Source organism: Pseudomonas sp. WS 5411 (assembly GCF_012985595.1).
Lineage (GTDB): Bacteria > Pseudomonadota > Gammaproteobacteria > Pseudomonadales > Pseudomonadaceae > Aquipseudomonas > Aquipseudomonas shahriarae.
On sequence record NZ_JAARMC010000015.1, the window covers coordinates 19710 to 33805 of the forward strand.

The 14096-nt window shown below is 59.0% G+C and carries 16 protein-coding genes; 12 read left to right on the forward strand and 4 right to left on the reverse strand.

The genetic code is table 11. The annotated features are described in order from the left end of the window. Position 1: 1 nt before the first annotated feature. Positions 2–934 (reverse strand): site-specific integrase, encoded by a 933-nt coding sequence (locus tag HBR93_RS18985; protein WP_169960840.1) that lies wholly within the window; start codon positions 932–934, stop codon positions 2–4. Between the two features lie 181 nt (positions 935–1115). On the opposite strand from HBR93_RS18985, the gene HBR93_RS18990 reads away from it, so the two are divergent. Continuing rightward, positions 1116–2123, forward strand: a complete 1008-nt coding sequence (locus HBR93_RS18990) for a DNA-binding protein (RefSeq protein ID WP_169960841.1) — start codon at positions 1116–1118, stop codon at positions 2121–2123. Here HBR93_RS18990 and gorA read toward each other — a convergent pair whose 3' ends face one another. Both gorA and galU read right to left on the reverse strand, forming a co-directional pair. Next, positions 2124–3482, reverse strand: coding sequence for a glutathione-disulfide reductase (gene gorA, locus HBR93_RS18995; RefSeq protein ID WP_169960842.1), 1359 nt, complete (start codon positions 3480–3482; stop codon positions 2124–2126). Between the two features lie 100 nt (positions 3483–3582). After that, positions 3583–4422, reverse strand: a complete 840-nt coding sequence (gene galU / locus HBR93_RS19000; RefSeq protein ID WP_057440057.1) for a UTP--glucose-1-phosphate uridylyltransferase GalU — start codon at positions 4420–4422, stop codon at positions 3583–3585. Positions 4423–4731: 309 nt separating this feature from the next. Between galU and HBR93_RS19005 the strand changes: the two genes are divergently transcribed. From HBR93_RS19005 to HBR93_RS19055, 11 genes are all read left to right on the forward strand, one after another. Beyond that, a complete protein-coding gene (locus HBR93_RS19005) occupies positions 4732–4917 on the forward strand; it encodes a hypothetical protein (RefSeq protein ID WP_029294643.1) in 186 nt (61 codons plus the stop codon). Between the two features lie 683 nt (positions 4918–5600). Beyond that, positions 5601–6122, forward strand: a complete 522-nt coding sequence (locus HBR93_RS19010; RefSeq protein ID WP_169960843.1) for a fimbrial protein — start codon at positions 5601–5603, stop codon at positions 6120–6122. Between the two features lie 50 nt (positions 6123–6172). After that, complete coding sequence (locus HBR93_RS19015) at positions 6173–6733, forward strand: fimbrial protein (protein ID WP_057959610.1); 561 nt, start codon at positions 6173–6175, stop codon at positions 6731–6733. A gap of 21 nt (positions 6734–6754) precedes the next feature. Continuing rightward, a complete protein-coding gene (locus tag HBR93_RS19020) occupies positions 6755–9364 on the forward strand; it encodes an outer membrane usher protein (protein ID WP_169960875.1) in 2610 nt (869 codons plus the stop codon). Continuing rightward, positions 9361–10119, forward strand: coding sequence for a fimbria/pilus periplasmic chaperone (locus HBR93_RS19025; protein ID WP_169960844.1), 759 nt, complete (start codon positions 9361–9363; stop codon positions 10117–10119). The genes HBR93_RS19020 and HBR93_RS19025 overlap by 4 nt, the downstream gene beginning before the upstream one ends. 25 nt (positions 10120–10144) lie before the next feature. Continuing rightward, positions 10145–10726 carry a fimbrial protein gene (locus tag HBR93_RS19030; protein ID WP_169960845.1) on the forward strand — a complete coding sequence of 194 codons (582 nt, stop codon included), beginning with the start codon at positions 10145–10147 and terminating at the stop codon, positions 10724–10726. 10 nt (positions 10727–10736) lie between these two features. Then, complete coding sequence (locus HBR93_RS19035; RefSeq protein WP_057444807.1) at positions 10737–11228, forward strand: fimbrial protein; 492 nt, start codon at positions 10737–10739, stop codon at positions 11226–11228. Between the two features lie 13 nt (positions 11229–11241). Continuing rightward, positions 11242–11721 (forward strand): fimbrial protein, encoded by a 480-nt coding sequence (locus tag HBR93_RS19040; protein ID WP_169960846.1) that lies wholly within the window; start codon positions 11242–11244, stop codon positions 11719–11721. Positions 11722–11732: 11 nt separating this feature from the next. After that, positions 11733–12281 (forward strand): fimbrial protein, encoded by a 549-nt coding sequence (locus tag HBR93_RS19045; protein ID WP_057440051.1) that lies wholly within the window; start codon positions 11733–11735, stop codon positions 12279–12281. Between the two features lie 112 nt (positions 12282–12393). Beyond that, positions 12394–13347 (forward strand): fimbrial protein, encoded by a 954-nt coding sequence (locus HBR93_RS19050; RefSeq protein ID WP_169960847.1) that lies wholly within the window; start codon positions 12394–12396, stop codon positions 13345–13347. 155 nt (positions 13348–13502) lie between these two features. Next, the gene (locus HBR93_RS19055; RefSeq protein ID WP_057440049.1) at positions 13503–13784 is read left to right on the forward strand and encodes a hypothetical protein; all 282 of its coding nucleotides are present in this window, start codon (positions 13503–13505) and stop codon (positions 13782–13784) included. A gap of 9 nt (positions 13785–13793) precedes the next feature. On the opposite strand, the gene HBR93_RS19060 is transcribed toward HBR93_RS19055, so the two are convergent. Continuing rightward, positions 13794–14024 (reverse strand): hypothetical protein, encoded by a 231-nt coding sequence (locus tag HBR93_RS19060; RefSeq protein WP_057440048.1) that lies wholly within the window; start codon positions 14022–14024, stop codon positions 13794–13796. Between the last annotated feature and the right edge of the window lie 72 nt (positions 14025–14096).

A 14096-nucleotide genomic window follows, 5' to 3' on the forward strand; every position in this document is an offset into this window, starting at 1 on the left:
CTTAAAGCAGCGGATCGCGGGTCTGAGTCATGCCAAGAAAGGGCGTCGCTTCAACATAGCGCATGGCGGACTTCATGTCCTTCCAGCCGACGTAACTCATCAACGACTTCAAATCCCAACCACTGCGATGGGCCCAGGTGGCGAAGCCCCGGCGCAAGGAGTGGCTGGTGTACTGCTCGGCAGCAATGCCCGCGCGCCCGAGGGCCTGGCGCAGCAGCGGGATCACGCTATTGGCGTGCACCCCCTCCTCGCCCAGGTTGCCCCAGCGATCGATCCCGCGAAACACCGGGCCGCGCACCAGGGCCGAGGCACTCAGCCATTCGGCATAGGCCTGCACCGGGCACAAGCGCAGCAGTGCCGGGGTTTGATAGGTCTGGCCGAGGTTCTCGCGGTCACTCTTGCTGCGCGGCAAGTACAAGGTGATGCCCGCCCCTGGTACCGCCTGCACATGCTCGATCTGCAGCCGACACAGCTCATCACTGCGAAAACCACGCCAGAAGCCCAGCAGGATCAAGGCCGCGTCGCGCTTGGCGCGCAGCCAGCGCGGCCGATCGCCCTCTGCCCGCGCCTGCTCAGCTTCGCGCTCAAGCCAATTGACCACCTGCTCCAGGTGCTGGAGCTGCAGGGGCTCGGCCCGTTTTTCCTGGGCCGGGTGCACGGCGCGGATGCCCTTGAGCACCTTGCGCACCACCGGCGCTTTGGTCGGGTCCGGGAAACCCTGGCTGGAATGCCATTGCGCCAGCGCCGACAAGCGCAATTTCAAGGTATTTACCGACAACACCCCGGCGTAAGCCGCCAGATAACGGGCCACGCTGTCGCTGGTGGCGGGCAGGAAGCCACCCCAACTCACTTCAAAGTGCTCGATGGCGGCGCGATAGCTGCGTCGGGTGTTATCGCGGGTGGCGGCGTTCAGGTAACGGTCAAGTTCACTCATAGCGCTATCGCCAAGGGGTTGGTGTACGGGCATAGGGGGTGAATCTGCGTCAAATGGGTCATCACACGGGATAATACGCCAATATCCCATCTGTAAAATCATCAATTTAAAGGCAATTTTATTCGTGTTAAAGTATGTATATACATAATACATACCACAGTACTAAATCGACGGAGACCCCATGGCTCGCGGCGGCATCAATAAAGCAGTAGTTCAAACGGCACGCTTGGCAATCCTCGCCCGCGGCGAAAACCCCAGCATTGATGCGGTACGCATCGAAATGGGCAATACCGGCTCGAAAACCACCATCCACCGCTATTTAAAGGAGCTGGACGAGAGCGAAACCCGCCTTGCCATTACCGAGGCGCCCATCGACGATGAGCTTGGCGAGTTGGTCGCACGCCTGGCCCAGCGCTTGAAAGAGAAGGCCCAGGAACCCATCGACCAGGCCCTGGCGCAGTTCGAGCAGCAGAAAACCGCCCTGCTCGCCCAGGCAGAGGCACTGACCGCAGCCCACAACCAGCTCCAGCAGCAATTTGATATTCAGGCCGCCGCCCTGGCGGAAGAAAGCGCAGCCCTGCAGACCGCCAGCACCAGCCTGCAAACCGAGCAAACCCGCAACGCCGGACTCAGCCAGGCGTGCAGCGACTACGAGCTACGACTCGCGGACAAGGACGAACAGATTCGCTCGCTGGAAGACAAGCACCTGCACGCCCGCGACGCCCTTGAGCACTACCGCACTGCGATCAAAGACCAACGCGAACAGGAACAACGCCGCCACGAAGGCCAACTGCAGCAACTGCAGGCCGAACTGCGTCAGGCCCAGCAGAGCGCCATGGTGCGCCAGGACGAAATCACCCAGCTGCATCGCGATAATGAGCGGCTATTGATTGAGCACCGGGTCACGGCGAAGGAGTTGGCGACTCTGCAAGAGCAAAGCCGCAAGGATCAGGCCCAGCAGCTCAAGCTGAGCGAACAGGTAAGCCTGATTGATAGCGAGCGCACCCTGCTCCAGGAGCGCCTGCGGGTTGCCGTGCTGGACAACCAGGCACGGCAGGAAGCCCTGGCCGAGCAGCAGCACAGCCGCAAAACCCTGGAACTGGAGCTGATCAAGGCCCAGGCCACCATTGAGGCGCTGCGCCTGGCCGCCGTCGTTGCAACGGCGCCAGAGGCAACAGGGAATACCTGATCAGCCAGCGACAGGCGTGCGCATGGTGACAAACTCTTCCGCCGCCGTCGGGTGCACGCCGATGGTCTCGTCGAAATGCTGCTTGGTCGCCCCCGCCTTGAGGGCGATCGCCAGGCCCTGGACAATCTCGCCCGCATCCGGCCCGACCATGTGGCAACCCAGCACCTTGTCGGTATCGGCATCGACCACCAGCTTCATCAGCGTGCGCTCCTGGCACTCCGTCAGGGTCAGTTTCATCGGCCGGAAGCGGCTTTCGAAAACCTGCACGTTATGCCCATCGGCCCGCGCCTGCTCTTCGCTCAGGCCCACGGTACCGATATTCGGCAGGCTGAACACTGCCGTGGGGATCATCGCGTAATCCACCGGGCGGTACTGCTCAGGCTTGAATAGACGCCGCGCCACCGCCATGCCTTCAGCCAATGCCACGGGTGTCAGTTGCACGCGACCAATCACGTCGCCAATGGCCAGAATCGACGACTCGGCGGTCTGGTACAGATCGTCAACCTCGATAAAGCCACGCTTGTCCAGCTTGACCCCGGTGTGCTCCAGGCCCAGGTTATCCAACATCGGGCGCCGGCCCGTGGCGTAGAACACGCAATCGGCTTCCAATACACGACCGTCTTTCAGGGTGGCCTTGAGGCTGCCATCGGCCTGCTTGTCGATACGTGCGATATCGGCGTTGAATTGCAGGTCCAGGCCGCGCTTGGTCAGCTCTTCCTGCAAGTGCTTGCGCACCGCGCCATCAAAGCCGCGCAGGAACAGATCGCCGCGATACAGCAACGACGTCTGCGCGCCCAGACCATGGAAAATCCCGGCAAATTCCACCGCGATATAACCACCACCCACCACCAGTACGCGCTTGGGCAGTTGCTTCAGGAAGAACGCCTCATTGGAACCAATGGCATGCTCATGCCCCGGAATCTCGGGGATCTGCGGCCAGCCGCCCGTGGCGATCAAGATGTGCTTGGCCGTGAAGCGCTCGCCGTTGATCTCGACCTCGTGGGGGCCGGTCAGACGCGCATGGCCTTCGTGCAGGGTCACCCCGCTGTTGACCAGCAAGTTACGGTAAATACCGTTGAGGCGGTTGATCTCGCGATCCTTGTTGGCGATCAATGTCGCCCAATCAAAGTTCGCTTCGCCCAAGGACCAGCCAAAGCCGCTGGCTTGTTCGAAGTCTTCGGCAAAGTGCGCGCCATACACCAACAGTTTTTTCGGCACGCAGCCAACGTTGACACAGGTACCGCCCAGGTAGCGGCTTTCCGCCACGGCCACCTTCGCGCCAAAACCTGCGGCGAACCGCGCCGCCCGTACACCACCGGAACCGGCGCCAATCACATAAAGATCAAAATCGTAGGCCATTTCACTCTCCTCGGCAGGACATCAGGATACCCGCTTGCGCCCAAAAAACCAGAAAGCCACCCGAAGGTGGCTTTCTTGAGACTCAACAGGCAATGCTTAATCAGTAAGCCTTGCCTGTCTTGTAGAAGTGCTCGTAGCAGAAGTTGGTCGCCTCGATGTAGCCTTCAGCGCCACCGCAGTCAAAACGACGACCCTTGAACTTGTAGGCAATCACGCAACCGTCTTTGGCCTGTTTCAGCAAAGCATCGGTAATCTGGATTTCGCCGCCCTTGCCTGGCTCGGTTTCTTCGATCAGCTTGAAGATATCCGGGGTCAGGATGTAGCGACCAATGATTGCCAGGTTCGACGGAGCATCTTCCGGCGCCGGCTTCTCGACCATGTCGCGAACGCGGATCAGGCCATCACCGATGTCATCACCGGCGATCACCCCGTACTTGTTGGTTTCCGCAGGGTCGACTTCCTGCACCGCAACGATGGTGCAGCGGTACTTCTGGTAGAGCTTGACCATCTGGGTCAAGACGCCGTCGCCTTCCAGGTTGACGCACAGGTCGTCCGCCAGGACCACGGCAAACGGTTCGTCACCGATCAGTGGGCGACCGGTAAGGATCGCGTGGCCAAGGCCTTTCATCTGGGTTTGACGGGTGTAGGAGAACGAGCACTCGTCGAGCAGCTTGCGGATACCGACCAGGTATTTTTCCTTGTCAGTGCCCTTGATCTGGTTTTCCAGCTCGTAGCTGATATCGAAGTGGTCTTCCAGTGCGCGCTTGCCACGGCCGGTGACGATGGAGATTTCGTTGAGGCCGGCATCCAGTGCCTCTTCGACGCCGTACTGGATCAGTGGCTTGTTTACCACCGGCAGCATTTCTTTAGGCATGGCCTTGGTCGCTGGCAGGAAGCGAGTACCGTAACCGGCTGCTGGGAACAAGCATTTCTTGATCATAAAAGTCCTTAATAAGGGCTGTGCGTACGAAATTCGGCGCAGTCTAATCAGGCCGCAGCCACCTTACAATGGGCGCTGCTGGCGTTGCGATGTCAACATAGAGAAAAAATGTCGGCGTTAGTTCCACCGATCCTGCAATTGGCCCTACCAACGGCAAGCTCAAACCAACCGTGCCCCGCTACTTAAAAGGCCTTCGGTTGTTTTAGCACGCTTTTGGGTGCAGAGCACTGACCTGCAACAACTTGCGCTTGCCCTGCGCGTTTGGCGTTATCATAGCCCGCTTGAACCAGACCACGAGATTGTTAATCGATGTCAGAACCCAAAGGCGTAAACGGCTACCTGATCACTAAGCGAGCAGACGGCTGGCACCTGATCAATTTTCACGGAGACAGCGTCGCCGGGGCATTCGCCACCGAGAGCCAGGCTATTGCAGTAGCCGAAGTGTTTGTGGACGAAGCCGGTCACGCATCGAGCAAAAGGCCAAAGGGGAAATAAGCCCCTACGATTGCACATAAAAAGCCCCGATGATCGGGGCTTTTTTTATTTGCCAGCCATCCCATCGCATTGCCTGTATCTGCGCCCTGGCAGAGCCCACGCACTCACTCACGAGAAGGAAAATTAGTTCGCTCTCCTCAACATACACTATTGCCTCCAAACACTTGCCAACCTATTTTTATAGCAACTCGCCTCCCTCACCAAACCAAATGTAGTCCAAGTCTTACGGTCATTTCTCGATTATTGAAAAACGGCCATAACTTTCCTATATGCCCCACCACTAAAAGACTACGCAAGCAAGGGAACCGGACGACTTCCTTACTAAAACTAGTAGCCTAATAATTGCCCCGCCTCGAATGTTCTCCCGAAGCGCAATACAAATAGTTGGAAAACCAGCACTTCGCTGAACACCAACTCAACCGCACCCGGGCTGAGTTTTCTGCGAGCCTCCGCTGAGGCAAAGAGCCAACTGGCCGGACCGTTCCGGCTTGCCGCACGACCCTGGACTACGCCTATAAAGCGGCGAACTCAATCGCAAGCTTTCGATACCTCAAGAGAAGAGGAGAAATCCAAAGCACTGAAACCTGGACACTTAACTGCACACTCCATAACCGTTTTTAATAGGTCCTACGCACAGTTGCGGTCGGACTTCTCAACAACACTTACTCTGTAGGTACCTGCAAATGAAAAATAATTTTAAAACTGCACTGCTAACTATCGGACTATTTGCTGGCGCGATCTCTGCCGCTCATGCGGCAGATGGGACAGTTACGTTCGAAGGGTCGGTCCACTCGGGTGCTTGTTCTATTAAGCCTGACTCCGTAGATCAAACTGTTCATCTTGGCGCGATCGCCAAACATCAATTGCAGACAGGGGGGAAATCTGAAGCCCGGCGCGTTCTGATTGAACTTGAAGGCTGCGACCTGGCAGGCCTGACTGATAATACGGTGACGACTACATTCACGGGCGCGCCCTCAAGCGTTGTCCCGGGCGGGTTGGGCACAGTGGGTAGCGCGGGCGGTATCGGCATCATGATGACCCATGGTAGCCAGCCCATTGAGCTGGGTGTCGCAACGACCCCGCAAGCCATTGCCGTCGGTAACAACACCCTGGAGTTTGGTGCCTATGTACAAGGTGCCGCCACCGGCACGATCGTGCCTGGTGATTTCAGCGCGGTGACCAATTTCACCCTGGCCTATCAGTAAGTACGGCCCCCGCCACTTCGGGTGGCGGGGGATTCTGACGGGAGATACAGGTGAAAACATTCCTGAGTTTCGCCATTGCCTCTTCATTGACGGTGCTCATCAGCCCCTGCGTTTTCGCGAGTGCGGCGGCGCAAGGTGAGGGGTTAGTCACCTTGGGAGGAGAAGTCATTGACTCCGCTTGCGGGCTGGAACTGGTCAGTGCCGATCAAACCATCGAGATGCCTCCCGAGCCCATAGGCCGGCTGCTGCGCAGTGCGATAGGTGAACCTCACCCCTTCCAGTTGCGCCTGGTCAATTGCTCCTTGACCCGCCCTGACCCGTCACGCCCGGATGTGAACCTGCCGGATTGGCAGCACCTGCAAGTGACCTTTGACGGTGCCCGCGATAGAGACGGTCGCTCCTTTGCTGCCTTTGGTGGTTCACAGGGGGTCGCCCTGCACATTTGGGATGCGGCCGGCCAAGAGAGCATTCCGGGTGAACCGATGCCGTTGCTGCCGTTGGCAGAAGGCGACATGACACTGCACTACACGCTTCGCCTGGTCGGCAACGGGCTGCCGCTGATGCCTGGCGCTCACGGTGCCGCCGTGCGGTTCAAGCTGGAATATTTTTGAACATTGATGAGTCGTTTTTTCATGTTGAATACGTCGAAGGTCAAATATTCGCTGCGTCCAGGCCTATTTAGCGGGTTGATGTCACTGGCTGGAACTGCAATGGCCAGCGGGGATATCGAGTTCAATACGGATGTTCTCGATCTGAATGATCGCACCAATATTGACTTGTCCCGATTTGCGCGCAGCGGGTTTATTCTGCCCGGCACCTACTCAATGGTGGTGCAGGTCAATGCCCAGCCTATTGCTGAGCAGTCGGTGGTGTTCTATCCCCCCGATAATGATCCCAAGGGCAGCCAGGCCTGTTTGTCCCCCGATCTCGTCGAACAGCTTGGCCTCAAGGCGTCCGGCGCGGCAAAACTCACCTGGTGGAATAACGGGCAGTGCCTGGAGATCCAAGGGCTGCCAGGCATGGAAGTGAGTGGGGATCTGGCCACCTCGACGCTGACAATCAACCTCCCCCAGGCTTATCTCGAATACAGCGACATCAATTGGGACCCGCCCTCGCGCTGGGATGAAGGTGTGCCGGGGCTGTTGGCGGACTACAGCATCACAGCGCAGTCCAACTATCAAAACAATCGCGGCAACCGCAACAACCTGAGTGGGAACGGAACGCTCGGCGCGAACGCCGGGGCCTGGCGCTTCAGGGCAGACTGGCAGGGGCGTTTCGAGAGACGCCGTGAGGGCGAAGCCAAGGACCAGAAACTGGACTGGACGCGCTACTACGCCTATCGCGCAATTCCTGCGCTGAAGTCGCGCCTCGTGGTGGGAGAGAACTACCTGTATTCGGACCTGTTCGACAGTTTCCGCTTTACCGGCGCTGCACTCAGTTCGGATGAAAACCAACTGCCCCCCAACTTGCGTGGCTACGCTCCGGAAGTCGTCGGAGTGGCGAAAACCAATGCAAAAGTCGTCGTCAGCCAGCAAGGCCGTGTGCTGTATGAAACCCTGGTCGCGGCAGGCCCCTTTCGCATTCAGGACCTTAACGACGCCGTGTCCGGTTCACTGGATGTGCGGGTGGAAGAACAGGACGGCTCGGTCCACAGCTTCCAGCTAGATACGGCGGGTGTTCCCTACCTGACACGCCCCGGCCAGGTTCGCTACAAGCTGGCAACGGGACGACCGTCCAACCTCCAGTACAACGGTGACGGTGATTTTTTCGGGACCGGCGAGTTCTCCTGGGGGGTCAGCAACGGCTGGTCGCTGTTTGGCGGCGGGATCACGGATAACAACTACCATGCGCTGTCCGTCGGCGCTGGGCGTGACCTGCTCGCGTTCGGGGCCCTGTCGCTGGATGTCACCCAGTCCCAGGCAACCGTCTGGAATGAGCGGCTCGCGGGTAAATCCTACCGCCTCCAATACTCCAAGCACTTTGAGCAGTACGACAGCCAGATAACCTTCGCCGGCTACCGGTTTTCCGAGAAGGGCTTCCTGAGCATGAGTGAATACCTCAACGCTCGGCATTACGGTTTGAACGGCGAACTCGGCGGGCGCGGGGGGTACAACGAGGACGGTGAACGCATTGATGACTGGAAGCCTATCGACGGGAGCAAGGCCCTTTATACGGCCACGGTGAATAAGCAGTTTCGCGACCTTGGGGCCACGGTCTACGCCAGTTACAACAAACAAACCTATTGGGACCGGCCACACACGCAGCGCTGGAACATGTCCGTGTCACGTTATTTCAATGTGGGCACCGTGAAAAACATGAGCCTGTCCCTGAACATCTATCGCACCCTGGAATACAGCTACAAGGATAACGGTGCGGCGCTAACGGTCAGCCTGCCGCTGGGGCGCACCGGCACGCTGTCGCTGGATGCCTACCGGGCCGCGGGCGATAACAGTTTTTCGTCGCGCTTCAGTGATCGCCTTGATGCGCGCAATAGCTACCAACTCCGTGCAAGCGATAGCTCTGCCAGCGGCTATCTGACCCACATGGGCGATCAGGCCGATATCGACCTCAGCGCCAGCCAACAATCCGGTAACAGCAGCCTCGGCGTGTCTGCGCGCGGCGGTGGCACGCTTACGTCTCACGGCGCTGCGCTGCACCGGACCAACAGCACGGGCGGAACCCGCCTGATGGTCGACACCGGCGGCGTACCGGATGTGCCTGTGCGGGGTTACGGCAGCCCGAGCCGCAGCAATGCCTTTGGCAAGGCGGTTATCTCGGATATCAGCAGCTATCAGCGTACGGCGGCCAGCGTCGACCTGGAGAGCCTGCCGAACAATGTCGAAGCCACTCAATCGGTGACGCAACTGACACTGACCGAAGGGGCTATCGGCTACCGCTCACTGGACGTGATTGCCGGCGAGAAAGCCATGGCGGTTCTTCGCCTGGAAGATGGCAACTCACCGCCGTTCGGCGCGCAGGTCAAGAACATGAAACAGCAGGATACCGGGATTGTGAATGACGACGGCCATGTCTATCTGAGCGGCATACAGGCCGGCGGGCAGATGGCCGTCAGTTGGGGAGGTGCCGAGCAGTGCATCCTCACGCTCCCTGTCGTTTTGCCTGCTGATGGCTTGACCGATGCCCTGCAATTGAGCTGCCGCAAGACCGCCACTGATCAATCCTTGCCCGTGCCGCCGGTACTGAGCGGGCAGCCTACCGATACGGAGAACACATCCTCATGACGCTCAAGACGCGCCTCCCTCTTCCGGCCTTCGCCCTGCTGGCAATGGGCTTGAGCCCGAGTGTAAATGCCGCAATCGGCCTGGACCGCACCCGAGTGATTTTCGATGGTGGCAAACAGGCCACCAGCGTGAACATCACCAATAACAACACCCAATTGCCGTATTTGGCCCAGGGCTGGATCGAGGATGAAGCGGGCACGAAAATCACCACTCCCCTGATCGTGTTACCGCCGGTTCAGCGCTTGGAGCCGGGGAAACAGAGCCAGGTGAAAGTCCAGGCATTGCCGGCGGCAAAAATGCTGCCGCAGGATCGCGAGACGGTCTACTACTTCAATTTGAGGGAGATCCCGCCGCGCAGTGATAAATCCAATACCCTGCAAATCGCCCTGCAGACCCGAATCAAACTGTTCTACCGACCGCAAGCCATTGCGCCGAGCCAGCAAGACCTATCCACCCCCTGGCAGGAAAAGCTGACCCTGACCCGCATAGGCGCCAGTTATCAGGTGAATAACCCAACGCCTTACTACGTGACCCTGGTGGATGCGCGCAGCAGCAGGGACGGCAAAACCGTACCGGGCTTCGAGCCGGTGATGGTACCGCCCAAAGGCGCGCTGACGCTGGGGCCATCGGCCGACACACTCGGTACTACGCCCTACTTCTCCTACGTCAACGACTACGGTGGTCGCCCACTGCTGGCTTTCACCTGCAGTGGTGAAACCTGCAAGGTCAGCTCGCAAACCCCACCGCCCAAATGAGTAGCACCTGCCGCGGGAGAACATCATGAAATCGCACAATGGGAAGGTCTTGGGCGGCCTGTTGTTGGCCTTTGCCTTGGTGGGGGGCGCACACGCCGAGGATGATATCGAGGGCATGAATGGGCTGCTGAACATTAACGGGGCCATGCATGAGACCCCTTGCAGCCTGGAGATGACGTCACTGCACCAGACGATTGACCTGGGCGCCGTGTCCACCAGCCAATTGCAGCGGCCGGGCGACCAGGCAACAACTGTGGCATTCCAGCTGCATTTTACCGATTGCCAGCGCACCGCCGGCAGCATCCGTAGCGAACGTACGGGGAACCTGGCGTGGAGTGCCTTTCAACCAGTGCTGTCGGTGACGTTTGTCGCCCCTGCCGATAACGATGATCCGCGGCTGGTCAAAGTACAAGGCATCACCGGGATGGGCCTGCGCCTGACCGATGACGTGGGGCGGGATGTACGGCTGGGCTCCAGGGGCGAACCACTGTTTCTGGCATTGGGCAGCAGCACCCGGACCTGGAATGTTCAGCCTACGCGCACCTCTGCACCACTGACCAGCGGGGCATTTCGCGCCGTAGTGGATTTCAGGCTCAATTATGACTAAGGGCAAAACAATGGCTAAGTCAATCGGCGCGCAGGCCATTCTTACCGGCGCCCTGGTGTGGGCGGCAGGCCAAGCAGTGTCGGCCGATACCAATCTGATCATCCGGGCACAAATCATCGCCCCGCCGCCATGCGTCATTAACAGCGGGAGCACGCTCGATGTGCCGTTTGGCAATAACCTCCTGACATCACGGGTTGACGGGGTCAATTATCGTCGAAGCGTGCCTTACACCGTGACATGCGACTCGCCCTTCAGCAACGCGATGACCCTGGAACTCAAGGGCACCGGAGCGGCGTTTGACAGTCGCGTGCTCGGCACCCGCAAGGCCGACCTTGGGGTAAAGCTGTTCGTGAATGACGCCGACTGGCCGCTGAATACGGCTGTGAGGTTTACCTATCCAAACTTTCCGATCGTGCAGGCCGTGCCTGTCAAACGCGCGGGCAGCAGTCTGACAGGAGGGGTGTTTGATGCCGCCGCCACCCTTGTCATCGAGTACCAATGAAAAGGAGCGATCAATGACCCGTTGCCAGCAGCGAGCATTGCTCGCCTTGTGTTCCATCGGCCTTTGCAGCAATGCGCTGGCCAACCTGACATTCAGCGGCACGCTGAACGAGCCGCCGCCCTGCACGATCAACGCAGGCAATAGCATTGAAGTCGATTTTGGGGATGTCGGGGTCAAGCGGGTCGACGGAGTGAAGTACCGTCGCGGGCTCGGCTACACCATCAATTGTGCCCCCGCCACGCTGCCGTGGGAGCTTAAGTTGAGTATCAGGGGCACGGCGACAGGGTTTGACGGCGCCGCATTGCAAACCAATGTGCCTGCACTGGGGATCCGGATTTTCCAGAATGACCAGCCGTTTCCACTCAACACACCGCTGGACATCACCCTGTCGTCACCGCCGGCATTGGAGGTTGTTCCCGTCAAACAGCCAGGCACCACGCTGTCCCCTGCACAGTTTACGGCGGTGGCTACGTTGCTGGCCGAATACGAGTAGGAGATCCGTCCATGGGACACGAAACGATTTACAAGGGCTGGCCAAGTGCAGGGCTGGCCTTACTGCTGACCACCGGCCTGACCCCCGAGGGGCAAGCGGCGGACAACCTGCGCTTGAAGGGCAACCTGGTGGAAGAGGCCTGCACTATCCGTCCAGGCGACGAGGCCATCACATTGGAGCTCTGGGACCTGACCAGCAAGCATCTCTACATCAACACCCGCTCCCAGGGTCGGGGTTTCAAGCTGCACCTGGAAGATTGCAACACCACGATCAGCAACACGGTCACCATCACGTTCGGCGGCAGGGAAAACCCGGCGCTGCCCGGATTGCTCGCGCTGGACGCAGGGAGTGGTGCCTCAGGCATTGGCATCGGTATCGAGACACCGAGCCAAAAGCCATTGCCTCTGAATACAGTCAGCGACGAACAGGTGTTGCGTAATGGCAGCAACGTTATTGAGCTCAAAGCCTATGTACAGGGTGAGCCGAATGCCATCAGGGACCAGAGCATTGGCCATGGCGCCTACACCGCGACCTCTACTTTTACCCTGGACTACCCGTAGTTCGTAGGCTCAAAAAACCGATTGATACCCATAGGCTTTCAGGCCAACCAGGTTTACAGCGACTGATTGTTCGCTGGACAGCGCCTGCGTAGAGAAGCAACGAGAGATCAAGATGAAACGACTATATGAAGCCATGGTGCTTCTCCTGCTGATTAGCGTTAGTTCGGCCGCGCTGGCTGTCGATTGTCGGATCAATGGTGGGGAGTGGGCGCGGGTGACCCACCTGACCGTCCCCGTAGACGTACGGCTCGATACAGATCGCGTGAGGATTCTGATGGAGGGCGCCCGGCTCGAATGTCGGTTTACCGCCGGCGCAGGCCCCGTTTGGGGGGAGGATTACTGGGCAACCGGGAATGCCTCGGGAACATCCTGGACGTCCGGCCCCAAATTCACCCGGGAAAGGAGCGGTTTGCGCATCAATGGCAGCTTCCTCGATACGCCGGTTCCGGCGGGTATCCGCGTGGCCACCATGCCCAACAACGGGATCGGCTACCCGATCAATATCACCCCCTATATTCTGGTGCGTAACGATCCCTCCAATCCGATTGATGTGCGCACAGGAGACACCCTCGGCCTGTTGCGCCTCACCAGCTCGAACAATTTCGACGGCACCCGACCGCAACTCACGGTCACTTATACCGCCGCCAACGACTTCACCATTTCCCCGTCAACCTGCACGATCAACAATAACAACCCGATCGAGATCGACTTCGGCGATGTACACCAAAGGGCAATCGGCACCGACCCGCTGACAACCACCGTTCGCCGTGACCGCCGACTCACCTACGCGTGCCCGGACCCGGGGATCACCACGCCGATCACCATTACCTACAAAGGTACGCCGTCATCGTTCGACTCCAGGCTACTGCTGATGAGCAACCCGGATGTCGGCACGGCACTCGTAAGGAGCGCAACGGCCGTCCAGGTCGGCGGCGCCTTCCTGTCCAGTATTACCAATAGCGTGGGCGGCGACGATGTGACGTTTACCCTCGTCCGGCGAGCCGGCTCCCTGCCCACCCCAGGCCCCGTCAGCGGCAGCGGTGTACTCGTGATGGGTGTGCCATGACACACGCAAAAGGCCAGGGCCGGACACATCGCGGGGGCGCAGTCACAGACTTTGTTTCTGAGACTGCGCATTAAGTGGCAGTTCGCTATACTCTCGCGCCAACGCCCCACGACAGTGTCAGCGCCCCTCCAACACCCTCGACGACGACCCAACTCATGAACAAAATCCTGGCACTGATCTCGGTACTGGCGCTTGCCGGCTGCACCACCACATCTGATATCTATCTGAAAAATGGCGAACAAGGCCTGACCATCGACTGCTCGGGCGAGGCCAACTCTTGGGCCAGTTGCTATGAAAAAGCCGATGCATCCTGCGCAGGCACCGGTTACCGCATCGTCGGTACCGAAGGCACGCCGGCCTTGCAGGACAGCGACAAGACCCTGGGCGTGGACGTGGGCAATTTCAAGGGCCGCAGTGTGGTGGTGGTCTGCAAGTAACCCGGGCGGTTACATGTGAATCTCGGCGAACTTGATGCCCAGGCTACGAATGGTGTCGATCAGGTCATCCAGTTTCGCAAAGGATTCGACCTCGTCCTGGTCATCCACCAGGAAAAAGCTGCGCCCGCCGCTTTTCTTGAAAAATACAATCCACTCCCCCGAATTGGCCGGATTTTGAATCACATGGGTCGCAGAGATGTGACCCTCTGCATGCCGCTCTCTGACGCGTTCACGTTTCATAATTGCTTTCCAGAATGACAATGCCGCTCAAACCCCGGGGTTTGAGCGGCATTTTTTGTGGTCGGCCGATAG